The following is a 21,715-nucleotide window of genomic DNA, read 5'->3' on the forward strand; positions in this document are numbered from 1 at the left end:
CAATGGGAATGAAGAAAAGGGGGGCAGCAGGCGTTCAATGCGCCTGCTCCCAGTTGTCGCCCACGCCGATCTCGGCCAGCAGCGGCACCTTCAGGTCGGCCACGCTGGCCATGACGGCGGGAATGGTCTGGCGCAGCCAGTCCACCTCGGCCTCGGGCACTTCGAACACCAACTCGTCGTGCACCTGCATCAGCATGCGCGTGGCGTGCGGCTGGCTTTCCAGCAGGGCTTGCACGGCCACCATGGATTTTTTGATGAGATCGGCAGCCGTGCCCTGCATGGGGGCGTTGATGGCGGCGCGCTCTGCAGCGGCGCGGCGCGGGCCGTTGGGGGAGTTGATCTCGGGCAGATACAGGCGGCGGCCGAACACGGTTTGCACGTAGCCCTGCTCCTTGGCCTGGGCCTTGGTCTGCTCCATGTAGCGGCGCACGCCGGGGTAGCGCTCGAAGTAGCGCTCGATGTAGTTGCCTGCGGCCTGCTGGCCAATGCCCAGGTTGCGCGCCAGGCCAAAGCGCCCCATGCCGTAGATCAGCCCGAAATTGATGACCTTGGCGTAGCGGCGCTGCTCGGCGCTGACCTGATCGAGCGGCAGGTCGAACACCTCGGCGGCGGTGGCGCGGTGGATGTCTTCGCCGCGCGCAAAGGCGCGCAGCAGCGCCTCGTCGCCGCTGAGGTGGGCCATGATGCGCAGCTCGATCTGGCTGTAGTCGGCGCTGGCAATCTTCATGCCGGGCGCGGCAATGAAGGCCTCGCGGATGCGCCGCCCCTCGGCAGTGCGCACGGGGATGTTCTGCAGATTGGGCTCCAGGCTGGAGAGCCGCCCGGTCACGGCCACGGCCTGCGCATAGTGCGTGTGGATGCGCCCGGTGGCCGGCAGCACCAGCTGCGGCAGCTTGTCGGTGTAGGTGCTCTTGAGCTTGGCCAGGCCGCGGTGCTCCAGGATGCGCGCGGGCAGCGGGTAGTCGGCCGCCAGGGTCTCCAGCACCTCCTCGTTGGTGCTGCGCGCGCCGGTGGCGGTTTTCTTGATGACGGGCATGCCCAGCTTGTCGAAGAAGATCTCCGCCAGCTGCTTGGGGCTGCCCAGGTTGAAGGGCTGGCCGGCCAGCTGGTAGGCCTGCTGCTCCAGCTCCAGAATGCGCTGGCCCAGATCCTGACTTTGCCGCGCCAGCAGCTGCGCATCGACCAGCACGCCGGCGCGCTCCATCTGGAACAGCACCTCGCTGGTGGCAATCTCCAGCGCGTAAATGCCTTGCAGGTCCTCATCGGCCTGCAGGCGCGGCCAGAGCGCGCGGTGCAGGTCAAAGCAAAAATCCGCATCCTCGCAGGCGTAGTGGCCGGCCTGCTCGATGGCCACCTGGCTGAACGGGATTTGCGCCGCGCCCTTGCCGCAAAGGGTTTCGTAGCTGGTGCCGCTGCGCCCCAGGTGGCGCTGCGCCAGGCTCTCCAGCCCATGGGGCTGGTGCGCTTCAAGCACATAGCTTTGCAGCATGGTGTCGTGGCGGTAGCCGCGCACTTCAATGCCGTGGTTGGCAAACACGTGTCGGTCGTACTTGATGTGCTGGCCCAGCTTGGCATGCTCGGCGCTTTCCAGCCAGGGTTTGAGGCGCTGCAGTACCTCATCGCGCGGCAGCTGCGGGCCCACGCCTGGATAGTCATGCGCCAGCGGGATGTAGGCCGCCTCGCCCGGCGCGGTGCTCAGGCTGATGCCGACGATTTGCGCGCACATCTGATCCAGCGAGGTGGTCTCGGTGTCGATGGCCACCAGCTCGGCGGCCTGCCAGCGCGCCAGCGCGGCATCGAAGCTGGCCCAGTCCTGAATGATCTGGTAGTGCAGCGGGCCGTTGTAGCCGGCGGGTGCAGGTTGTTCAGGCGCCTGCGCCTGCGCCGCGCCGGGCGTTGCCGCGTCCGCACTGGCGCTGCTGCCCCCGCCCGCTGGGGCCTGCAGGCCGCGCAGCAGCGACTTGAAGCCGTATTGCTGGTACAGCGCCGCCAGCGCCGCCAGGTCGGGCGCGCGCATGTCCAGCGCCTGCGGCGCGGGCAGGCCGGCCACGTCGCGCTTCATCGTCACCAGCTGCCGCGCCGTGGGCAGCCAATCGAGCGCCGCGCGCAGGTTCTGCCCGGCCACGCCCTTGATCTGCCCGGCCTGCGCCAGCAGCTGCTCCAGGCTGCCGTATTCGCCCAGCCATTTGGCGGCCGTCTTGGGGCCGACCTTGGCCACGCCTGGCACGTTGTCCACCGCATCGCCCACCAGGGTCTGGAAGTCGATCATGCGCTCGGGCGGCACGCCGAACTCGGCCAGCACGCCAGCGGCATCGCGGCGTTTGCCGCTCATGGTGTCGTAGATGGTGATGCGTTCGTTCACCAGCTGCGCCAGATCCTTGTCGCCGCTGGAGATCAGCACCTGCAGGCCCTGCGCGGCCGCCTGTGTGGCCAGCGTGGCGATGACGTCGTCGGCCTCCACCCCTTCGATGGCCAGCAGCGGCCAGCCCAGCGCCTGCACAGCCTCATGGATGGGGGCGATCTGCGCGCGCAAATCATCGGGCATGGGGGCGCGATTGGCCTTGTAGTCCGGGTAGAGCGCATCGCGGAAGGTCGCGCCGCTGGCGTCGAATACGCAGGCCGCATAGCGCGCCGGCACCTCTTTGCGCAGCGCCTGCAACATGTTGATCATGCCGCGCAGCGCACCGGTGGCCGGGCTGGCCGGGTTGCCCGGATCGGCGCGCAGATCGGGCATGGCATGGTAAGCGCGGTACAGGTAGCTGGAGCCATCGACCAGCACCAGGGTGTTCTCAGCAGTCATGGGCCGGTATTGTGCAGGCTTTCCCGTCTGGGGTCGGGGGTGGCTGGGCGCGCAACAGGCCCTACAATCGCCGCCATTGCTGTTTCGCCAGGGCTGGCGCGCACCATGCGTATGTCACAGCCTCCGCACCACTGAATGCCTGCCATGACCGCTGCTTCTTCCCCCCGTCTTTGCCTTGCCTTGCGCCGCGCTGCGCTGGGCGCCGTGCTGGCTGCCAGCGGCAGCTGGGCCGCAGCCCAGCAGGCCCAGGCCACAGATGCCGACGCGCCCGTGGTGTATGAGCGCGTGGTTTCGGGGGGCGCAGGCGCTGCGCCATCGGCCAGCCCTGCGCCAGGGGCCGAGGCAGCCGGCGCAACAGAGACAGTCAACGCGCCCGCCGCTGGCGCGGCGGCCCAGGCCGCCGGCGCGCGCGCGGCCGTGCGCATTTCGCACCAGGATGCGGGCTCGCGCGTGGACGAGCTGCGCGTGCGTGGCCAGACGCAGGAAATCACCGTCACCCCAGCCGGCCAGCTGCCCAGCTACGAGGTGCAGCCCGGCAACAGCCAGCGCTACCAGAGCCACCAGTCGGGCCGCCACTCCAGCGACGGCACCAACGGCCCGCGCCGCTGGAAGCTTGGCGAGTTCTGAAACTGCATTCCGAAAACCCCATAAGCCCCCGCGCGGCCCCATGCCCCTGCGGCGCAAGCCTGTGCCTGCGCGCGGCCTTGAGCACATTGCTTTTCCCATGGCTGTCTATACCGAAGTCACCCCTGAGCAGGCGCAAACCCTGCTGGATCAGCTGAACCTGGGGCGCCTGCTGGCCCTGCGCGGCATCGAAGGGGGCATCGAAAACACCAACTACTTCGTCACCACGCAGCAGGGCGAATACGTGCTGACGCTGTTCGAGCGCCTGACGCATGAGCAACTGCCCTTTTACCTGCGCCTGACGCAGCACCTGGCCGGCAAGGGCATTGCCGTGCCCGCGCCGCAGACCGATGCGGGCGGCGAGCTGCTGTTCACGCTCAACGGCAAGCCCGCAGCCGTGGTCGAAAAACTCGACGGCCAAAGCCAACTGCAGCCCCAGGCCGCGCACTGCGCGCAGCTGGGCCAGGTGCTGGCGCGCATGCACCTGGCCAGCGCCGACTTCCCGCTGCAGCAACCCAATCTGCGCGGCCTGCCGTGGTGGAACGCCACGGTGCCGCACATCCTGCCGCACCTGAGCAGCGCCCAGGCGGCGCTGTTGCAGGCCGAGCTGGCGCACCAGAATGCGCTGGCGCAATCGCCGCAGTACGCCCAGCTGCCGCGCAGCGCCGTGCATGCCGACCTGTTCCGCGACAACGTGCTGTTCGTCGGCGAGCGCCTGAGCGGGGTGTTCGATTTCTATTTCGCCGGCATCGACACCTGGGCCTTCGACCTGGGCGTGGCCCTCAACGACTGGTGCATCGACCGGGCCACGGGCGCTTTCGAGCCGGCGCTGCTGCAGGCGCTGCTGCAGGCCTACCAGGCCGTGCGCCCGCTGCAGCCGGTGGAGCAACAACTGCTGCCGGACATGCTGCGCGCCGCAGCGCTGCGCTTTTGGATCTCGCGCCTGTGGGATTTCCATCTGCCGCGCCAGGCCAGCCTGCTCAAGCCGCACGACCCAGCGCACTTCGAGCGCATTCTGCAGGCCCGCATTGCCAGCGCCGGCCCCTTGCCATTGGCGGTTTAGGGCGCGCCTGTCATTGCCCACCCCGCTCCTGGCGCGAGCGGGCAAAAAGCGGTTTGCCGAGGCAAAGCGCCGCCATACGCAATGCGCCAGTTTTTGGCAGGCGCAAGCTGGCGCTCAGTCTTGCGGGGCGCTGTCGTTGCCTTTTGGCGCTTGTCTCGCCTTGCTGCGGCGCTGGCGGGGCCGGGGCGCATGGCCGGGCGCGTCTTGGCTTTCGCCCATGAGCAGGGCGCTTCGCACCTCCTGCGCGCTGGGTGAGGCGGGTGTTGGCGCGCCAGGTGCGCCAGGTGCATCAGGCGCGCCTGCGGCTTGCTCCAGGCGGGCGACCATGCGGGCGATGCGATCGGCCAGGGGCTCGTTGCTCAGCCGCTCGCGCAGGCGCTCGACCATCAGCGGAAAGGCCAGGGGCGTGGGCTGGGCCAGCGCATGCAGGCAGAGCCGGGATGCGTGCATGCTTTGCAGGGCCTGGGCCAGCCGGTCGAGGTGGAGCTCTTCTTGCAGCAATTCGTCCTGTGCCTGTTGCAGCAGCCGGTTGGCCGGGTCGTGCTGGCGGAACACTTCGTAGTAAAGCGAGGCGCTGGCTTGCAGCTGGCGGCTGGAGCGGCGCTCGCCCGGGTGGCTTTGGAAGATCAGGCCTGCGATGCGCGCGATGTCCCTGAAGCGCCGCCGGGCCAGCTCGCTGGCGTTGATGCTGCCCAGCACTTGCGTGGCCAGCGCCGCGCCTGCGGGCGGGGCCAGCAGGGCTGGCAGCTGGCTGGCCCAGTCGATGGGCTTGGCCGAGAGCAGCTCCAGCCCATAGTCATTGCACGCCAGCGAGAAGGTGCCTGCCTGGTTTTGCGCCGCCCGCCAGGCCAGCAGCGCGGCCAGGCCCATGTGCACCAGCCGCCCGACAAAGGGGTAGAGAAACAGGTGCCAGCCTTCGCGGGTGTGCAGGGTTTCGGCCAGCAGCAGGCCCGGCTGCGGCAGGCCGGACCAGCGCTGCTGCAATTGCAGCAAGGGCGCGATGCACTGCATTTCCGGGTCGGTGATGTGGCCGGCGGCAAAGGCGGCCAGTTTGTCCAGCATGGCCTCGGCCAAGGCGCCCGACAGCGGCATGCGCCCGCCGGACCAGCGCGGCAGCGCGGCAGCGCCCGTCTTGGCCTTGCGCACCTGGGCGGTCATCTCGTGCACGCGCACCAGCTCCAGCAGGCGGCCCGCGAAAAGGAACACGTCGCCAGGTTTGAGGCGCGCGATGAAGCTTTCTTCCACAGAGCCAAGCCGCGCGCCGCGCACGAATTGCACCGTCATGGCGGCATCGCTGACGATGGTGCCGATGTTGTGCCGGTGGCGGCGCGCCAGGCGCGCGTCGGGCATGCGCCAGAGGCCTTGCGCATCGGGCGTCACGCGCTGAAAGTCGGGGTAGGCCTGCAGCGAGGGGCCGCCACGGCGCACGAAGTCCAGACACCATTGCCACTGCGCATCACTGAGCTGGGCATAGGCGGCGGTGCGCTGCACTTCGGCGCGCAGCGCCTCGGGGGCAAAGCCCCCGCCCAGGGCCACGGTGACCAGGTGTTGCACCAGCACGTCCAGCGGCGCTTGCGGGCTGTGGCGCGCTTCCATGTGGCCGGCGGCGATGGCGGCCCGGGCGGCAGCGGCTTCGAGCAGCTCCAGGCTGTGGGTGGGCACGAGCGTGATGCGGGCGCTGCGCCCTGGCGCGTGGCCAGAGCGCCCGGCGCGCTGCACCAGGCGGGCGATGCCTTTGCCGCTGCCGATTTGCAGCACGCGCTCCACCGGCAGGAAGTCCACGCCCAGGTCCAGGCTGCTGGTGGCGATCACGGCTTTGAGGCGGCCTTGCTTGAGCCCGAGCTCGACCCATTCGCGCACGGATTTGTCCAGCGAGCCATGGTGCAGGGCCAGGGCGCCGGCCAGATCCGGCTGTGCCTGCAGCAGCGCGTGGTACCAGCGCTCGGCTTGCGCGCGGGTGTTGGTGAAGATCAGCGTCGTGCCGCTTTGGCCCTCGATGAGCCGGGCCACTTGCGGCAGCATTTGCAGCCCCATGTGACCGGCCCAGGCAAAGCGCTCCAGCCGCTCGGGCAGCAGCGTATCGACCTGGATGGTCTTGGGGATGAGGCCGCGCACCAGCAAGGGTGCAGGTGCGGGAGTGGGATGGGCTTTGGCGCTGGCGGCCTGGCCCTTGGGCGGCGTCTGGCCGGCCAGGGGGCGGGGCAGCAGGCAGTCCAGCGCATGGGGCAGGTTGGCCAGCGTGGCCGACAGGCCCCAGACCATGAGCGCCGGATTCCAGCCGGCCAGGCGCGCCAGGGCCAGCTGCACTTGCACGCCGCGCTTGTTGCCCAGCAGCTCGTGCCATTCATCGACCACGACCAGCGCGACCGTTTGCAGCGCCTCGCGCGCATCGGCGCGCGCCAGCAGCAGCGACAGGCTTTCGGGCGTGGTGATCAGCAGCGTGGGCAGGCGGCGCTGCTGGCGGGCGCGTTCGCTGCTGGAGGTGTCGGCGGTGCGCAGGCCGCTGCGCCAGTGCGGCGCCAAGTCCTGCATGGGACGTTCGAGGGCGCGCAAGGTATCGGCCGCCAGCGCCCGCATGGGCGTGAGCCAGAGCACGGTCAAGGGCGGTGCGCGGCGCGGGGCGGCAGGCGGCTGGCTGGCCGTGCCGCCCGGCGGCAGCGCCAGCCGCTGCAAGGCGCCCAGCCAGACGGCCAGGGTTTTGCCCGCGCCTGTGCTGGCGTGCAGCAGGCCGCTGCGCCCCTCGGCCATGGCCTGCCAGACGGTGCGCTGAAAGTCCAGCACTTGCCAGCCCTGGCCTTCAATCCAGGCCGTGGCTTGCGGCAATGGGGGTGGCGCCGGCGGCTGGGCGGTGGCGCGTTGGCGTGGTGCGTTCATGGGGCGGCGGTTATATGGCGGCGATCATGGGGCGGTGTTGTGTTTGGCGGGCATCAGGGCGTGCAGGCTGGCCAGGGTGTCGGCCTCGGCGATGGGTTTGTCCTGGCGCCAGCGCAGCATGCGGGGAAAGCGCACGGCCAGGCCGCTTTTGTGCCTGGGGCTGGGGGCAATGCCTTCAAAGCCGATTTCAAAGACCAGGCTGGGCTCGACGCTGCGCACGGGGCCAAAGCTCTCGCGCGTGGTTTTGCGCACGATGGCATCGACCTGGGCAATCTCGGCATCGGTCAGGCCCGAATAGGCTTTGGCAAAGGGCACCAGCGTGCGCCCGGGCTCTTGTGGCGGCCCGCTCCAGACGGCAAAGGTGTAGTCGGTGTACAGGCTGGCGCGCCGGCCATGGCCGCGCTGGGCGTAGATGAGCACGGCGTCCACGCTCATGGGATCGACTTTCCACTTCCACCAGATGCCGCTGCTTTTGGTGCGGCCCGTGCCGTAGGCCGCCTGGCGGTGCTTGAGCATGAAGCCTTCGGTGCCCAGAGCGCGTGCGCGCTCGCGCTGGCGGGCCAGCTCGGCCCATGAGGCGCTTTGCACCTCTGGGCTGAGCAGCAGCGCCGGGTGCGGGTGGGCCGCCAGCAGCGCCTGCAACTGGGCGCGGCGCTGGCGCTGCGGCTGGGCGCGCAGATCCTGGCCGCCCAGCTCCAGCAGGTCATAGGCCAGCAAGGCGGCGGGCAGTTCGCGCAGGATTTTGGGCCCGACGGTTTTGCGCCCCAGGCGTTTTTGCAGCTGTGCAAAAGCCTGGATGTGACGCGCCAGCGCTGCCTCGGCCGCGTGATCGGCTGAGTGATGGGGAGCCTCATTGCGGACGTCATCGCGGCAGGCATCGCCGGCAGGCGGCGTGTGCGGGGCAACGACCACGATCTCGCCGTCGATCACCGTGCCTTTGGGCAGTGTCAGCGCCATGGCGTGCAGCTCGGGAAAGCGCTCGGTGACCAGCTCTTCGCCCCGCGACCAGAGCCAGGCCTGCTGGCCCCGCCGCACGAGCTGGGCGCGGATGCCATCCCACTTCCACTCCACCAGCCAGTGGGCCGGCGGGCCGAGCAGCGCATCGAACTGCGCCAGCGGCGCGGCGAGCGGGTGCGCCAGAAAGAAGGGGTAGGGCTGCCCGCGATGCGGGCCTTGCAGGCCATCGGCATCGGCATCGGCGGGGGCGATCAGCGCCAGGTAATCGGGCGCGCCAGGCCGGGCGCCCACGGCGGTATAGCCCATGAGCCGCTGCGCGACGAGCTTGGCATCCACCCCGGCCAGGGCGGCCAGCGCCTGCGTGACTTGCAGCTTGCTCACGCCCACGCGCAAGGCGCCGGTCATCAGCTTCAGGCAGGGCAGCCGGTCTTCAGGGGCCAGGCGCTGCCACTGCGCCAGCAGGCGCTCTTTCTGCAAGTGCGGGGGCAGGCCGCGCAAGGGCAGCATCTCCTGCTCCATCCAGTCGGCCAGGCCGCACGCCTCGGCCTGGCCGGGGGCGGGCAGCAGCAGGCTGATGGTTTCGGCCAGATCGCCGACGGCTTCATAGCTTTCATTGAACAGCCATTCGGGCAGGCCTGCGGCCTCTTGCGCCCATTGGCGCAGCAGGCGGGTGGGCACGAGCTGGCGCGGCTTGCCGCCAGCCAGAAAGTAGATGGCCCAGGCGGCATCGGCAGCCGGGGCGGCGCGCAGGTAGGCCAGCAGCGCCGCCTGCTTGGCGTGGCTGGAGGTGCTGGCGTCCAGCGCGTGGTAGAGCCGGGCAAAGGCTTGCATGGGCGTGTGCGTCAGTGCATCTGTTGTGCTGGGGCGGTGGATTCGTCAGGCCGGGGTTGTGGCCGCTTCGGAGGGGCTGGCAGGCTCGTCGTCATCGTGCCCGTAATCGGTGGCAAAGGCCTGGGCGTGCAGCCCTTGCCCATTGAGCCAGCGCACCATGGTGGCGATATGGCCGTGCGTGACGATGATGCGCTGCGCGCCCGTGGCGGCGATGGCGCGTTGCAGGCCGGGCCAGTCGGCGTGGTCGCTGAGCACGAAGCCGCGGTCCACGCCGCGCCGCCGGCGCGCGCCGCGCACCTGCATCCAGCCGGAGGCGAAGGCGTCGGCATGCTCGCCCAGCCGCCGCAGCCAGGGCGTGCCAGCGGCCGAGGGCGGAGCAATCACCAGGGCGCGGCGCAGCTGCGCCGGGCTGAGGCTGGCATCCGTGACGCGGCAGGTGGGGGGCAGCGCCACGCCGCTGGCCCGGTAGGCCTGATTGAGCGATTCGACAGCGCCATGGCACACCAGCGGGCCTACCGATGCGTCCACGCTGGCCAGCAAGCGCTGGGCCTTGCCAAAGGCGTAGGCGTAGATCACGCTGGGGCGGCCCGCTTCGGCATTGGCGCGCCACCAGGCGTTGACGTCGGCAAACAGCGCCTGCGGCTCGGGCCAGCGGTAAATGGGCAGGCCGAAAGTCGATTCGGTGATGAAAACGTCGCAAGGCACGGGCTCGAACGCGGTGCAGGTGGGGTCGGCCTGCAGCTTGTAGTCGCCCGAGGCCACCCAAACGCGCCCGCCATGCTCCAGCCGCACCTGCGCCGAGCCCAGCACATGCCCGGCCGGATGCAGGGAAATGCGCACGCCGTTGCACACCAGCGGCTGGCCGTAGCCCAGCGTTTGCAAGGCGATGTCCGCGCCCAGCCGGGCGCGCAGCACGCCAGCGCTGTCGGTTTGCGCCAGGTAAGCGCCGTGGCCACGGCGGGCGTGATCGGCATGCGCGTGCGTGATGACGGCGCGCGCCACCGGCCGCCAGGGGTCGATGTGAAAGTCGCCCGCCGGGCAATACAGCCCCTGGGCCGTGGCGATGACCAAATCCTGCGCGTGGCAGGCGGCGGGTGTGGCAGAAAGCGGCTGTGGCATGGCTGTTCGCTGTCGGTCAAGGCGTGCGGCCGGCAGGGGGCAGGCGCCAGACGCGCCCGGCCCCGACGGCGTAGCAATCCACCCCCATGGCTGGCGCAACCGGCTGGCCGCCGGTGAACGCCCCGAAGGCCGGCAGCACCAGGCAGCCGGGCTGGTGCACAAAGCAGGGCAGGCGCAAGCCATCGCGACCCGCGCCCCCGAGCTGGACCACGGGGTGGACATGCCCGGCCAGCACGGTGGCGCCAGGGGCTGTGCCTGAGGTTGCGCCTGATTGGGAGGCGGGGCAGGTTGCAGGGCGGGTTTCAGGGCGGACGTCTGGATGGTGGCAGGCGCTGAGGCTGCCCAGCGGCCAGGGCTCCTCGTGCAGCGTAAAACCCAATGCCGCTGGCGGATCGCCCGCATGGCGATCGTGATTGCCGCGCACCAGCGCCACGTGCAGCTGGCGATGGCGCTGCCGCCAGTCGGCCAGCGCCTGCCACACCAGCGGATGCTGGGCCTGGCGCGCGTGCAGAAAATCGCCCAGCACCACCACGCGCTGCGCGCGCGTGCCGGCAATGGCCTGGCTGAGGCGCTGCAGGTTGTCCTGCGTCGTGCCCTCGGGCACGGCCAGGCCGCTGGCGCGAAACGCTGCCGCTTTGCCCAGATGGACATCGGCCACAAACAAACTCTGCGCCTGGGGCCACCACAGGGTTTTGTCTGCGCGGAGGAACACTTCAGTGTCTTGCAGGGCGAGGCGGTGTGAATCGTTCATTGATGAGGGCAGGGCACGAGGTGTTTTTTCGCTGTGTGTGGATATGGCAAAGGCTACGGCTGCAGCCTGCGCTCCGTTGGCGCCCAGGGGCCTGATTGCACAGGCTTTGCAAAACCACCGCCTGGCGGGCAATGGGGGGTTGGGCGGGCTGCGTTATCGCCAGAAATGGCTCGCCTGGACACAAGGCTGAATGCGTTTTTGCTTGTCGCATTCCACCCCAAATGGCCTCTTGCCCGCTTGCTCGGGGATTTTGGGCGGTTTCCAAAGAAAAAACGACGCAGCAAAGTATTGAAGAGCCTGTAATTGTGGTAGGAGGCAACTTGGCATAAAATCGCGCCTCGGTGCATTGGGCTGGCTGGGCATTTGCCTGCGGTGCGACCCATGCCCGGGCTGATCTGGGTGATATGCCTTCGGATGGGCCCAGATCAAGAGTGGTTTGAGAATCTGCGAGAACTATCCAAGATCGTTTACACCCCGCTGTGTCCCAGCGGGGTTTTTTTTGCCTGCGGCGCGGCGCTCACAGCGCCAGGAAGGAGCCGGCGTTGGGCGCAAACAGGCGGCTGTAGCGGCGCGTGGCCTCATGGTCGCTCATGCTGGCGACGAAGTCGCACACGGTGCGCTGCAGCGGTGCGCCGGCGGCCAGCAATTGCTGCTGCTCCAGCGGCAGCAGGCGCTGCGGGTTGTCCAGCAGTACTTGCAGCAGTTGCACGACGATTTGCTGGCCCTTGAACTCCAGCTCCTGCATTTGCGGGCGCAGGATGACGTACTGCATCACGAAGTCCTTGAGCAGCCGCAGCAGCCCGAAGGCGCCGGGGCTGAGCTCGGCCTGCAGGTCCAGCAGCGGCTGCTCGAACAGGCGCTGCGCGCGGATGTGGGTGCGCGCCACCAGAAAGCCCACCAGGCGGCTGATGGCGTGCTTGCGCGGTTTGTCGCCGCCGCGAAACAGCTGTGCCGTGGCAAAGCCCAGCAGCGCGTCGAACTCGGCCTGCTCCTGGGCATCGCGCCAGGGCAGCTCGCGGGCGCGCTGCACCACCTCGTCCTGCCACTGGGCCTGGGTGAGCAGGCGCAGCGCAACAGCGTCCTCCAGATCGTGCACGCCGTAGGCGATGTCGTCGGCCAGCTCCATGATGGAGGTGTCCAGCGCCTTGTGCCGCGTCCTGCCGTGGCCATGGCCGCTGGCGGGCCAGTCAATGGCCGTGAAGCGCTGGCGGTCGGCCTGGCTGAGCGGCGCCAGCACCCAGTCCAGCTGCTGCGCCTCGTCGTCGTGGATGCATTTGGGCGGCTTGCTGGCCTGCCAGGCCGGGCGCGGCGGCGTGCTTGCGCTGTGCTCAGCGTGCGCATCGGGGTAGCGCGCCACGTCGCGGTGCAGGGCCGGGTACTTGAGCACGCCCAGCAGCGTGCGGCGTGTCAGGTCCAGCCCGTGGGATTCGGAGTATTCGCCCAGGCGCATGGCGATGCGCAGCGTCTGGCCATTGCCTTCGAAGCCACCGTGCGCGCGCATCACGGCGTTGATGGCGCTCTCGCCGCCGTGGCCAAAGGGCGGGTGGCCCAGGTCGTGGGCCAGGCAAATGGCCTCGATCAGCATGGGCGTTGGCAGCAGCTGGGCCCATTGCGGCTGGGTTTGCTGCAGGTGCGCGCAAATGCCCGATCCCAGTTGCGCGACCTCCAGCGAATGCGTCAGCCGTGTGCGGTAGAAATCGCTCTCGCCCAGGCTGAGCACCTGGGTTTTCGATTGCAGCCGCCTAAAGGCCGCGCAGTGGATGATGCGCGCCCGATCGCGCTGGTATTGGGCATCGGGGCTGCCGCTGTTCAAGGGGCCAGGGCCGCTGGCGTAGCCCTCGTCGGTCTGGCGCTTGCGCTCGGTCCAGCAGCTGCCGGTGGTATTGGGCATGGGATGGGCTGGCAAAAAAACGGGCATTGTAGGCAGTGTGCGGTGGCGCAGGCCCACGTTGAGCGCCAGGGTTTTGCAGGGCTTTGCCCGGGGCGTCCGCCAGACTGTGCAGAATGGCGGCCATGGACGAGATCGTGAAAAAAGCCATGGCCAAATGGCCCAATGTGCCGGCCTGCAGCGGTTGGCTGGGTCTGGATGCGCGCGGCCAGTGGTACATGCGCGATGCGCAAACCCAGGAGCGCGGGCCGTTTCCCCAGTCCAAGGGGCAGCCGCTGGCGCATGCGGGCCTGGCCGAGTTCATCGGCCGCAATTACGCCGCCGATGAGCAGGGGCGCTGGTATTTCCAGAACGGGCCGCAGCGCGTGTTCGTGGAGCTCGAAGCCGCGCCCTGGGTGCTGCGCGTGGCCTGCGGCGCCGACGGCCAGCCGCAGCTGCACACCCACACCGGCCAGCCGGTGCAGTGGGGCGAAAGCTGGCAGGACGAGCACGGCCGCGTCTTCATCGCCACGCAGCTGGGCCTGGGCCTGGTGCACAGCATGGACATGCTGGCGCTGAGCGACTGCATCGAGCAGCGGCCCGACTGGCAGCCCCAGGCCACCAGCTTTGCGCAGCTGCAGCAGCGCTACGGCTTTGTTTGCAGCCCGCAGCAGCAAGAGGCCGCCGCCCAGACTGCCAGCGGCGACTGAGCCACACCCCCCACAACGCGCCCCATCACCCAGCCCCCCCGAGAGCCTGCCATGGCCCTGATGATTACCGACGAGTGCATCAACTGCGACGTCTGCGAGCCCGAATGCCCCAACGATGCGATCTCGATGGGCGAGGACTATTACGTCATCGACCCGCTGCGCTGCACGGAGTGCGTGGGCCATTTCGACACCCCGCAATGCGTGGAGATCTGTCCCGTGGCCTGCATCCCCGTCAATCCCGAGCACGTCGAATCGCGCGAAACCCTGTGGCAGAAGTTCGAGCGTTTGCGCGCCGAGCAGCAAGCGCCACAGGCAGCGCCTGCCAGCGCGCAGCCTGCGCACGCATCCGAATCCTGAACAGAGGTTTTTACGCAGCAGCGCGCCAGCTGGCGCTGGCAAAGCGCAGGCCGTCGATGAGGGCGTGCAGCGCCGCCGTGGCGTGCGTGGCCTGCGGGTAATGCTGAAAACCGATGGTCAGTTGCGGCACCGCATCGCGCTGCAGGGCCTGGACGAACTGCCGGGCCTGATCGACCTGGCCGCGCTGCTGCATCATGCGCGCGCGGGGTGATTGGGCGTCGATCAGCGGCGAAGGGGTTTGTTCGTATTCGCCAATGCTCAGTTGCAACCAGCGCGGCGCGTGCGCTGTGCGCTGGGCCTGGCGCGCGGCAAATTGCGCGCGCAGCTGGTGGATGTGGCCTTGGTTCCACCAGATCGAAGGGCTGGAGGCGATGTAGGTCTGCCAGCCGGGGCTGTCTTGCAGCAGCGCATACAGCGCGAACAGGCCGCCATAGGAATGGCCCAGCAGGGCCTGGCGGCCGGCATCGACGGGGTAGGCCTGGGCCACGGCCGGCTGCAGCTCCTGGCTGAGGAACTGCAAAAAGCGCTCGGCCCCGCCCTGGCGCTGGGCGCGCCGGTCGCCGGTGTTGCTCAGGTCTGGCGCGGGTGGGGTGTAGTCCTCGGCGCGGGCCTGCTCGTCGAGCAGGCCGCCGCCTTCGTAACCCACGCCCACCAGCAGCATGGGTGAGATGCCGTTTTCATCGGCGCGCATGGCCATGCCCAGCGCCGCCATGGCGGCCACGGGGAACATGGCGTCGCCGTCGAGCACGTAAAGCACTGGGTAGCCGCCGGGCGGCCTGGGGCCAACGCGGCTGACCTGGATGCGGTAGCGCCGGGCGGTGGCCTGCGATGTCAGGTAATGCTGGCGAGCCTGGGGCAAGGCGGCGGGCTCGGCCGGTGACAGCCCTGCAGGCCCGGCGCTGCCCTGGGCCGCAGCGCCGGGCCTTGCCTGCGCCATCCTTGGCGGCTGCTGTGCCATGGCCTGCAGGGGCAATGCACTGCCGCCGGCCATGGCCAGCAGCAGCTGGCGGCGCTGGCGCGCCTGCGGGGGCAACTGGGCAGCGCCCGGGGTGAGCGGCTCGGGCACGGGCGGCGTCGGCGGCGGCGTCAAGGGGGGCTCTGCGGCTGCGCCGTGGCCGGGGCCGTGGTCTTGGTTTTGGCGGCGGGGCATGGCGCTCACCACTGGTAGCGCAGGCTGGCCGTCCACTGGCGACCGGGGCCGGCAAAGCAGCCCAGGCCGCGCCCGCCAGGGGCGCAGCTGGCCAGGTAGCGCTTGTCCGTCAGGTTGCTGACGTTCAGCGCCAATTGCATGCCCTGCAGCTGGGCGCTGAGGTGGCTGAGCTCATAGCGCAGGCCGGCATCGAGCAAAGTCTGGCCGGGCACGCGCAGGCTGTTGTCCACCGTGGCCCAGGTGCTGCCAATGTGGCGCGCGCCCAGCGACAGGCCCAGCTGCCCTTGCAGCAGGCGCCAGTCCAGCCAGGCCGAGGCGCTGGTGCGCGGCACGCCCACGGGCTGGCGGCCTTGCTCGCCGGGGATGTGGCTGCGCGTGACCTCCGGATCCAGCCAGGTCAGCGCGCCGATGGCGCTGAGGCTGCGGCCCAGCTCGGCGCGGCCTTCAAATTCCAGGCCGCGCACTTTCACTTCGCCGGTCTGGATTTGCTTGTTCGACGGCGCGCCGGGCGTTGGGTCCTTGGTCAGCACGTTGCGGCGCGTGAGCTCGAAAGCCGCGGCGCTGAGCAGCCAGGGCTGGCCGGCGGGCTGGTACTTGGCGCCCAGCTCGATCTGCCGCGCCGTGCCCGGCTTGAACGGGTCGCCATGCAGGTTGATGGCGGTGGTGGGCTCGAATGAGGTCGCGTAGCTGGCATAGGGCGACAGGCCCGAGGCCATGCGGTACATCAGGCTGGCGTTGACGCTGCTCTTGCGGTCGCTCTGGCGGTGGCGGGTGGTGCGCCCGGCGGCCAGTTGTTCGATGCGGTCGCGGTGGCTGGCGCGGTCGTGGCGCACGCCCAGCTGGGCCAGCCAAGGGCCCCATTCCAGCTGATCCTGCAGGTACAGGCCAGTCTGGCTTTGGCGGCGCTCGGAGTCGCTGCTGAAGGCTGGCGTCTCGATGGTCAGGCCGTAGCGCGGGGCCAGGAAGTCCAGCGGCATGCCGGGGCGGCCAATGCCCAGCTGGCGCTGGGCCGTGCTGCGCTGCCAGTCCAGGCCGGCCAGCAGCGTGTGATGCACGTCGCCGCTGCGCAGCCGCCAGCGCAGCTGGGTGTCGGTGTTGATGCCGCGCAGCGTTTCATCGGCGGCGCTGGCCTGGCGCATCAGGATGCTGCGCGCCGGGTCGGCCAGTGCGGCCGAGACGTTGCGAAAGCGCGAGTCGGCCGACAGCCAGCGCCCTTGATGCTGCAGGCTGAAGTGCTCGCTGAAGCTGTGCTCCAGGCGCCAGGTCAGCGCGTTCTGGTCGCGGTCGAAGCGCTCGTAGCTGGGCTCGGCGGTCTGGAAGTCGTAGGGGATGCGCCCCAGCGGGTGTGGCAGCAGGGTGCCCACGCCTGGCAGGCCGTTGTAGTTGCCGCTCTTGGGGTCGCGCTGGATCCAGGCCTGCAGGCTCAGCTGGGTGCTGGCCGCCGGGCGCCAGCTCAGCGCCGGGGCCAGCAGGTAGCGCCGCTCGGGCAAACCGCTGGCGCTGCTGGCATCGCGCGCCAGTGCGGTGATGCGCCAGGCCCAGCGGCCCTGCGCATCGGCGCTGCCGCCCAGGTCGGCGGCCAGCTCGCGCAGGCTGTGGCTGCCCAGGCGCAGGCGCACATCGCGCACCGGCTCGAACACGGGGCGGCGGCTGATCTGGTTGACCAGCCCGCCAGGGTTGACCTGGCCGTACAGCACCGAGTTGGGGCCGCGCACCACGTCGATGCGCTCCAGCGCCCAGGGGTCGATGCCGGCAATCAGGTACGACAGGCCGCGCGGCAGGCGCAGCCCGTCCAGGTAGCCCACGTAATTGGCCGTCTGCCCAAAGCCGCCAAAGCCGCGCAGGAACACGCTGTCGTAGCGCGGCGAGACGCGCGCCTCGGACAGCACGCCGGGCGTGTAGCGCAGCGCCTGGGCCACGCTGGCGGCGGCCTGGTCGTCCATCTGCGCGCGCGTGATGGTGGAGATGGAGGCGGGCGTATCCGCCAGGCGGGTGTCGGTCTTGGTGGCCGTGGCGCTGCGGCGCGCCACGTAGCCCGGCGGCGACTGCCATTCCTCGCTGGTGGAAGTGACCGTCACGGGCGCCAGCTCCTCGATGGCGGCGGGCGCGGCCTTGGCGGCAGCGGCTGGGCTGCGCTGCTCATCGGCCGCAGCATTGCGAGCCGTTGCTGGCTGGGCCTGGGCCGCGCCGGCCAGGCAGCCCAGCGCGCAGGCCAGGGCCAGCGGCCTCAAGGCAGAGGGCCAGCGCGTGGCAATGGTGCGGTACACAGGGCGATACACAGGGCGCTGCACAGCAAGGTGCAGTGGGCGAGGCGTGAAAATGGCGTGCTTCATAACAGGAATGGGCGCATGAACACCGCCTGGCAGTGGCCAAGGAATTCCTCGATCATTGCCAGGCGGTTGAATTTGATAGCATTTCTCATTCTTATTGTAGGAATCGCGCCCCGCTGGCCAGCTTTGAGAGAAATGCAAAAACCTTTGCGCAAGCGGCAACTGCCATGAATGCCCCTCACCCTGATCTGCCCTTGATCGCGCTGTCCGAGCTGGACGCGCAAAGCCGGCTCGCGGGCAGCCACTACCGGCTGCGCAGCGGCGTGCAGCACCAGGCCTTTGCGCTGCGCGGGCGCGTGCAAACCCATGCCATGGCCAAAGGAGCCACGCTGCACTTGGTGGATGTGTGCGAGGACGCCCATGCGCAGCAGGTGCAGCTGCAGCTCAAGCCGGGCCTGCGCGTGGCCTGGGTCGTGCAAGGCCAGGCCGATGTCAGCTATGGGCCACAGCGCCTGCTCATGCGCGCGGCGCAACGGTCGGGCCAGCCGGCCCAGGCCCATGCCGTGGCGCTGCAGCGGCCCGAGCAGTTCACGCGCCGCGCCTCGCCGGCCGGGCGCGAGGCCACCGTCAGCCTGTGCCTGACGCCGCAATGGCTGGAGGAGCTGGCCGCCGCCGAGCAGCAGCACTCGCCCGTGCTGCAGGCCGTGCATGAGTTCTCGCGCTGCCACCTGCGGCAGGCGCAATGGCGCGCGCCGCCGCAGGTGGACCAGCTGCTGCGCGGCCTGCTGCAAGCGCCCCGCTTGAGCCCCGAGCTGCAGGCGCTGTACCTGCAAGGGGCCTTCCAGATGCTGTGCAGCCACGTGCTGCAGGCCTTGTACGAGCTGGCCCAGCCCGGCAGCGCAAAGGCTGCGGCAACTACGGCCACTGCGGCGGCCCCGCTGGCGCTGGCCCAGGCGAGCCAGCCGCCGCGCATCAGTGCCGCGCGCAGGCGGCAAATGCAGCAGGTGCGCGAGCTGCTCGACAGCGGCGCGGCCGACCACTGGAGCCTGCAGGCCATCGCCCAGCACCACCACATGAGCGTGGCCACACTGCAGCGCCATTTCCAGCTCGTGCACGGCCAGGGCGTGTTCGAATACCAGCGCCGGCGCCGCCTGCGCCTGGCCTGGCAGGCGCTGCAGCGCGCCGAGCTGGATGTGGCCCAGGCCGCGGCGCTGGCCGGCTACCGCCACGCGGGCAACTTCGCCACCGCCTTCAGGCGCGAGTTTGGCACCAGCCCCTCGCAGCTGCGGCGTTGAGAGCGCTCAGCGCGCTGGCGCGCGCGTGACCAGCGCAATGCCGATGGCCACCGGCACGATGCCCAGCAAATCGGGCAGCGACAACGGCTCGCCCAGCACCGCCCAGCCCATCAGCAGGCCCAGCGGTGGCGTCAGGAAAAACCAGGCGCTGGCCGCGCTGGCGCTGTGGCGGCCCAGCAGCGTGAACCACATCAGATAGCCCATCAGCGAGACCACGCCCAGCAGCCAGGCAAAGGCGCCCAGCAGCGTGGGCGTCAGGCGCAGCTCGGCCGGGTTCTCCAGCGCCAGCGCCACCGGCGCCAGCAGCAGGCCGGCCAGCAGCATTTGCAGCCCGGCATTGGCCACCAGGCCGATGCGCAGCGGCAGGCGCTTGTACAGCACCGTGCCCAGCGACAGCGAGGCCAGCGCCAACAGCACCAGCAGCAGCCCCTGGGCCGTATCGGCCCCGCCGTGCAGACGGTGGCGCACGATGAAGGCCACGCCGCCCAGGCCCAGCGCCAGGCCCAGCAGCTTGCGGCGCGTCAGCGGTTCGCCCAGCAGCGCAGCCGCCAGCAGAGCCACGGCAATCGGGCTGGCGCTGATGATGATGGTCGCCAGCCCGGAGGAGAGCTGGCGCATGCCCGTCCAGCTCACGCCCAGGTACAGCGCATGGCCCAGCAGCGCCAGCGCCAGCAGCGTGGCCCAGTCGCGCAGGCCCGGGCGGCGCTGGCGGAACTCGCCGCGCCAGGCGGCCCAGGCCGTCAGCAGCAGGCCGGCACAGACAAAGCGCAGGCTGAGAAACAGCAGCGGCGGGCTGTCGGGGAAGACGAACTTGGCGGCCGGAAAGGCGCTGGCCCAGACCAGCGTGAACGGCAACGCCAGCCAGAGCGTGCTGCGCCCGGCAGCGCCGGCCAGCGCTGGGCTGGTGGAGGGCGTGGCGGCGGCGGCAGGCGTTGGAGCAGCAGAGGCGGGGTGGACGTCGTATGGCATGGCCGCCAGTCTAAAAAGGCCGGCATGAATCGAAAAACGAGAAATATCGATGCCATGAATCGGTTTTTTCAATGTATCGTCCTCTGCCATGACGCAATTTGACATCCCCTTGCTGCGCACCTTCGTGCAGGTAGTGGACAGCGGCGGCTTTGCCCGCGCCGGCGGGCGCGTGTGCCGCAGCCAGTCCACCGTCAGCCAGCAAATCAAGAAGCTGGAGGCCCAGGCCGGCCGGCCGTTGCTGCTGCGCCATGCGCGCGCCACCAGCCTGACGCCCGATGGCGAGCGCCTGCTGGGCTATGCGCGGCGCATGCTGGCGCTGCACGACGAGGTCTGCAACCTGTTTGCCGAAGACCTGCCCGAACTGGTGCGCATCGGCCTGCCCGAGGACTACGCCGTGCAGCTGCTGCCCTATCTGCTGGCCGAGGTGGCCCAGCACCACCCGCAGGCGCGGCTGGAGGTGCGCTCGCAGCTCTCGGTGCAGCTGCAGGCCGGGCTGGCCGATGGCGAGCTGGACATTGCGCTGTACCGGCGCGTGGTCGGCATCGATGAGGCCGGGCCGGACGACGCGCACGACACCTGGCCCGACGCGCTGCAATGGGTGGCTGCCAGCGGCACGGCGCTGGAGCGCCAGAGCGTGTTGCCGCTGGTGCTGTTCCCCCACGGCTGCGTGTATCGCGCCCATGCGCTGGCCCAGCTGGAGCAGCAAGGCCGCCGTTGGCGCGTGGCCTACACCAGCCCCAACATGGCCGGCGTGCTGGCGGCCGTGCAGGCCGGGCTGGGCGTCTCGCTGCAATCGCGCCAGGTGCTGGCCCATGCCAGCGGCCTGCGCGAGCTGGGGCCGGGCAGCGGCCTGCCGCCTGCGCCCAGCGGCCGCTTCGTGCTGCGCAGCGCCGCCGGCCCGGCCGGCCCGGCGCGCCAGGCCGTGCTGCAGCGGCTGCGCGCCCTGTTGGGAAACGGTAGCTTGGAGCATTCATCCCCAATGGCCGGGGACAAAGCTGTGGATAAGGTGTCGGCGGCTTCGGGATTGCCCTAGGGAGCGGGGTAGCCTGCCTGGATTTTGAGCAGCGGGCTTGGGCTGCCCTGGTGGCTCCGTGCGTGTCGAAAAAAGTGCCCAAAGAAAACGACCCTGCTGCCTGCGACCCCGGTGCTGTGCGCCACAGGTACCAGCAGCAATGGGCTCTGCTCGGGAGATTGCTTTGCTTGGCACTTGGGCGGTGCTCGGTGCGCACGGGCAGCTGTGCTCAAACTTTCGTCATGCCGGCGCAGCGCTTGCCTGGAAAAGGCGGGAGCTGCAGCCAGACGTGGGCATGGCGAGCCATGAAAAAACCCCGCAGGGCCTTGCGGGGTTGGGCTTGCCAGTGGCCAGTGGCTGGCGATGGCGCGCTTGGTTTGTTGAACAGGTTTTTTTACGCCAGGCCCAGCCGCGCCAGATCGCCCTGGCCCTGGCGCAGCACGGTGGCGCTGCCGCCGCCTTCCATGCTGGTCAGATCCAGCACGGTGGTGGGCTTGACGGCCACGGTGCCGGCGTCGATCACGGCGCCCAGGTCTTTTTGCAGGCGCTCGCGGATTTCCTCGGGGTCGCTCAAGGGGTCTGGCTCGTCGGGCAGGATCAGCGTGCTGGCCAGCAGCGGCGCGCCCAGGATGTCCAGCAGCCCCTGCACGACGGGCGAGTCGGGCACGCGCAGGCCGATGGTCTTGCGCTGCGGGTGGCTGATGCGCCGGGGCACTTCCTTGCTGGCTTCGAGCACGAAGGTGTAGGGCCCGGGCGTGGCCTGCTTGAGCAGGCGGAACTGGCGGTTGTCCACGCGCGCGTAGCTGGCCAGCTCGGACAAATCCTTGCACAGCAGGGTCAGCAGGTGCTTGTCGTCAACGGCGCGGATGCGGCGCAGGCGCTCGATGGCGGCCTTGTCGTCCAGCGGGCAGACCAGGGCGTAGCTGGAATCGGTGGGGATGGCCAGCACCTGGCCTTGCTGCAGCAAGCTGGCGGCCTGCTTGAGCAGGCGCGGCTGCGGGTTCTCGGGGTGGACTTCGAAATACTGGGCCATGGCGTCGCAGGGGGTGAAAAGGCGCGCCCAGCG

At 69.8% G+C, this 21,715-nt stretch carries 17 protein-coding genes; 7 read left to right on the forward strand and 10 right to left on the reverse strand.

Annotated features, from left to right (window positions below; genetic code table 11):
- Positions 1-34: 34 nt before the first annotated feature.
- Complete coding sequence (gene polA / locus CK620_RS12105; RefSeq protein ID WP_095550516.1) at positions 35-2,800, reverse strand: DNA polymerase I; 2,766 nt, start codon at positions 2,798-2,800, stop codon at positions 35-37.
- 144 nt (positions 2,801-2,944) lie between these two features.
- Here polA and CK620_RS12110 point away from each other — a divergent pair, with 144 nt between their 5' ends.
- Both CK620_RS12110 and CK620_RS12115 read left to right on the forward strand, forming a co-directional pair.
- Positions 2,945-3,427: a hypothetical protein gene (locus CK620_RS12110; protein ID WP_143326094.1), complete on the forward strand. Its 483-nt coding sequence runs from the start codon at positions 2,945-2,947 to the stop codon at positions 3,425-3,427.
- Positions 3,428-3,524: 97 nt separating this feature from the next.
- Positions 3,525-4,487, forward strand: a complete 963-nt coding sequence (locus CK620_RS12115) for a homoserine kinase (protein WP_095550585.1) — start codon at positions 3,525-3,527, stop codon at positions 4,485-4,487.
- A gap of 114 nt (positions 4,488-4,601) precedes the next feature.
- On the opposite strand, the gene CK620_RS12120 is transcribed toward CK620_RS12115, so the two are convergent.
- The 5 genes from CK620_RS12120 to CK620_RS12140 form a co-directional block, all read right to left on the reverse strand.
- Complete coding sequence (locus CK620_RS12120) at positions 4,602-7,361, reverse strand: ligase-associated DNA damage response DEXH box helicase (RefSeq protein ID WP_095550518.1); 2,760 nt, start codon at positions 7,359-7,361, stop codon at positions 4,602-4,604.
- Between the two features lie 24 nt (positions 7,362-7,385).
- The gene (locus tag CK620_RS12125) at positions 7,386-9,149 is read right to left on the reverse strand and encodes an ATP-dependent DNA ligase (protein ID WP_095550519.1); all 1,764 of its coding nucleotides are present in this window, start codon (positions 9,147-9,149) and stop codon (positions 7,386-7,388) included.
- 45 nt (positions 9,150-9,194) lie between these two features.
- Entirely contained in the window at positions 9,195-10,268 is a 1,074-nt protein-coding gene (locus CK620_RS12130) for a ligase-associated DNA damage response exonuclease (RefSeq protein ID WP_095550520.1), read from the reverse strand.
- Between the two features lie 16 nt (positions 10,269-10,284).
- On the reverse strand, positions 10,285-11,019 hold the full coding sequence (gene pdeM / locus CK620_RS12135; protein WP_095550521.1) for a ligase-associated DNA damage response endonuclease PdeM: 735 nt from the start codon (positions 11,017-11,019) through the stop codon (positions 10,285-10,287).
- A gap of 517 nt (positions 11,020-11,536) precedes the next feature.
- Positions 11,537-12,910, reverse strand: a complete 1,374-nt coding sequence (locus CK620_RS12140) for an anti-phage deoxyguanosine triphosphatase (RefSeq protein ID WP_095550522.1) — start codon at positions 12,908-12,910, stop codon at positions 11,537-11,539.
- Positions 12,911-13,032: 122 nt separating this feature from the next.
- Between CK620_RS12140 and CK620_RS12145 the strand changes: the two genes are divergently transcribed.
- Complete coding sequence (locus CK620_RS12145) at positions 13,033-13,596, forward strand: DUF2946 family protein (protein ID WP_095550586.1); 564 nt, start codon at positions 13,033-13,035, stop codon at positions 13,594-13,596.
- Positions 13,597-13,647: 51 nt separating this feature from the next.
- The gene (locus tag CK620_RS12150; RefSeq protein WP_095550523.1) at positions 13,648-13,953 is read left to right on the forward strand and encodes a YfhL family 4Fe-4S dicluster ferredoxin; all 306 of its coding nucleotides are present in this window, start codon (positions 13,648-13,650) and stop codon (positions 13,951-13,953) included.
- 10 nt (positions 13,954-13,963) lie between these two features.
- On the opposite strand, the gene CK620_RS12155 is transcribed toward CK620_RS12150, so the two are convergent.
- A complete protein-coding gene (locus CK620_RS12155; RefSeq protein WP_143326096.1) occupies positions 13,964-15,103 on the reverse strand; it encodes an alpha/beta hydrolase in 1,140 nt (379 codons plus the stop codon).
- 5 nt (positions 15,104-15,108) lie between these two features.
- Positions 15,109-17,436, reverse strand: a complete 2,328-nt coding sequence (locus tag CK620_RS12160) for a TonB-dependent siderophore receptor (protein ID WP_095550525.1) — start codon at positions 17,434-17,436, stop codon at positions 15,109-15,111.
- Between the two features lie 15 nt (positions 17,437-17,451).
- Between CK620_RS12160 and CK620_RS14135 the strand changes: the two genes are divergently transcribed.
- Together CK620_RS14135 and CK620_RS12165 are read left to right on the forward strand one after the other, a co-directional pair.
- Complete coding sequence (locus CK620_RS14135; RefSeq protein WP_179290649.1) at positions 17,452-17,604, forward strand: hypothetical protein; 153 nt, start codon at positions 17,452-17,454, stop codon at positions 17,602-17,604.
- Positions 17,601-18,668 carry a helix-turn-helix transcriptional regulator gene (locus CK620_RS12165; protein WP_095550526.1) on the forward strand — a complete coding sequence of 356 codons (1,068 nt, stop codon included), beginning with the start codon at positions 17,601-17,603 and terminating at the stop codon, positions 18,666-18,668. Before CK620_RS14135 ends, CK620_RS12165 begins: the two co-directional genes overlap by 4 nt.
- 6 nt (positions 18,669-18,674) lie before the next feature.
- Here the strand turns inward: CK620_RS12165 and CK620_RS12170 are convergent, their stop codons facing one another.
- Positions 18,675-19,637: a DMT family transporter gene (locus tag CK620_RS12170; RefSeq protein WP_095550527.1), complete on the reverse strand. Its 963-nt coding sequence runs from the start codon at positions 19,635-19,637 to the stop codon at positions 18,675-18,677.
- Positions 19,638-19,725: 88 nt separating this feature from the next.
- Here CK620_RS12170 and CK620_RS12175 point away from each other — a divergent pair, with 88 nt between their 5' ends.
- A complete protein-coding gene (locus CK620_RS12175; RefSeq protein ID WP_095550528.1) occupies positions 19,726-20,670 on the forward strand; it encodes a LysR substrate-binding domain-containing protein in 945 nt (314 codons plus the stop codon).
- 373 nt (positions 20,671-21,043) lie between these two features.
- Here CK620_RS12175 and CK620_RS12180 read toward each other — a convergent pair whose 3' ends face one another.
- Complete coding sequence (locus tag CK620_RS12180; protein ID WP_095550587.1) at positions 21,044-21,682, reverse strand: L-threonylcarbamoyladenylate synthase; 639 nt, start codon at positions 21,680-21,682, stop codon at positions 21,044-21,046.
- Positions 21,683-21,715: the final 33 nt, after the last annotated feature.

It is taken from the genome of Vandammella animalimorsus, from assembly GCF_002285285.1.
GTDB classification, from domain to species: domain Bacteria; phylum Pseudomonadota; class Gammaproteobacteria; order Burkholderiales; family Burkholderiaceae_C; genus Lampropedia; species Lampropedia animalimorsus.

Bases quoted from the DNA above. Each gene is read 5' to 3' on its own strand.
- polA (WP_095550516.1), bottom strand. From the start codon at position 2,800: ATGACTGCTGAGAACACCCTGGTGCTGGTCGATGGCTCCAGCTACCTG.
- CK620_RS12110 (WP_143326094.1), top strand. From the start codon at position 2,945: ATGACCGCTGCTTCTTCCCCCCGTCTTTGCCTTGCCTTGCGCCGCGCT.
- CK620_RS12115 (WP_095550585.1), top strand. From the start codon at position 3,525: ATGGCTGTCTATACCGAAGTCACCCCTGAGCAGGCGCAAACCCTGCTG.
- CK620_RS12120 (WP_095550518.1), bottom strand. From the start codon at position 7,361: ATGAACGCACCACGCCAACGCGCCACCGCCCAGCCGCCGGCGCCACCC.
- CK620_RS12125 (WP_095550519.1), bottom strand. From the start codon at position 9,149: ATGCAAGCCTTTGCCCGGCTCTACCACGCGCTGGACGCCAGCACCTCC.
- CK620_RS12130 (WP_095550520.1), bottom strand. From the start codon at position 10,268: ATGCCACAGCCGCTTTCTGCCACACCCGCCGCCTGCCACGCGCAGGAT.
- pdeM (WP_095550521.1), bottom strand. From the start codon at position 11,019: ATGAACGATTCACACCGCCTCGCCCTGCAAGACACTGAAGTGTTCCTC.
- CK620_RS12140 (WP_095550522.1), bottom strand. From the start codon at position 12,910: ATGCCCAATACCACCGGCAGCTGCTGGACCGAGCGCAAGCGCCAGACC.
- CK620_RS12145 (WP_095550586.1), top strand. From the start codon at position 13,033: ATGGACGAGATCGTGAAAAAAGCCATGGCCAAATGGCCCAATGTGCCG.
- CK620_RS12150 (WP_095550523.1), top strand. From the start codon at position 13,648: ATGGCCCTGATGATTACCGACGAGTGCATCAACTGCGACGTCTGCGAG.
- CK620_RS12155 (WP_143326096.1), bottom strand. From the start codon at position 15,103: ATGCCCCGCCGCCAAAACCAAGACCACGGCCCCGGCCACGGCGCAGCC.
- CK620_RS12160 (WP_095550525.1), bottom strand. From the start codon at position 17,436: ATGAAGCACGCCATTTTCACGCCTCGCCCACTGCACCTTGCTGTGCAG.
- CK620_RS14135 (WP_179290649.1), top strand. From the start codon at position 17,452: ATGAACACCGCCTGGCAGTGGCCAAGGAATTCCTCGATCATTGCCAGG.
- CK620_RS12165 (WP_095550526.1), top strand. From the start codon at position 17,601: ATGAATGCCCCTCACCCTGATCTGCCCTTGATCGCGCTGTCCGAGCTG.
- CK620_RS12170 (WP_095550527.1), bottom strand. From the start codon at position 19,637: ATGCCATACGACGTCCACCCCGCCTCTGCTGCTCCAACGCCTGCCGCC.
- CK620_RS12175 (WP_095550528.1), top strand. From the start codon at position 19,726: ATGACGCAATTTGACATCCCCTTGCTGCGCACCTTCGTGCAGGTAGTG.
- CK620_RS12180 (WP_095550587.1), bottom strand. From the start codon at position 21,682: ATGGCCCAGTATTTCGAAGTCCACCCCGAGAACCCGCAGCCGCGCCTG.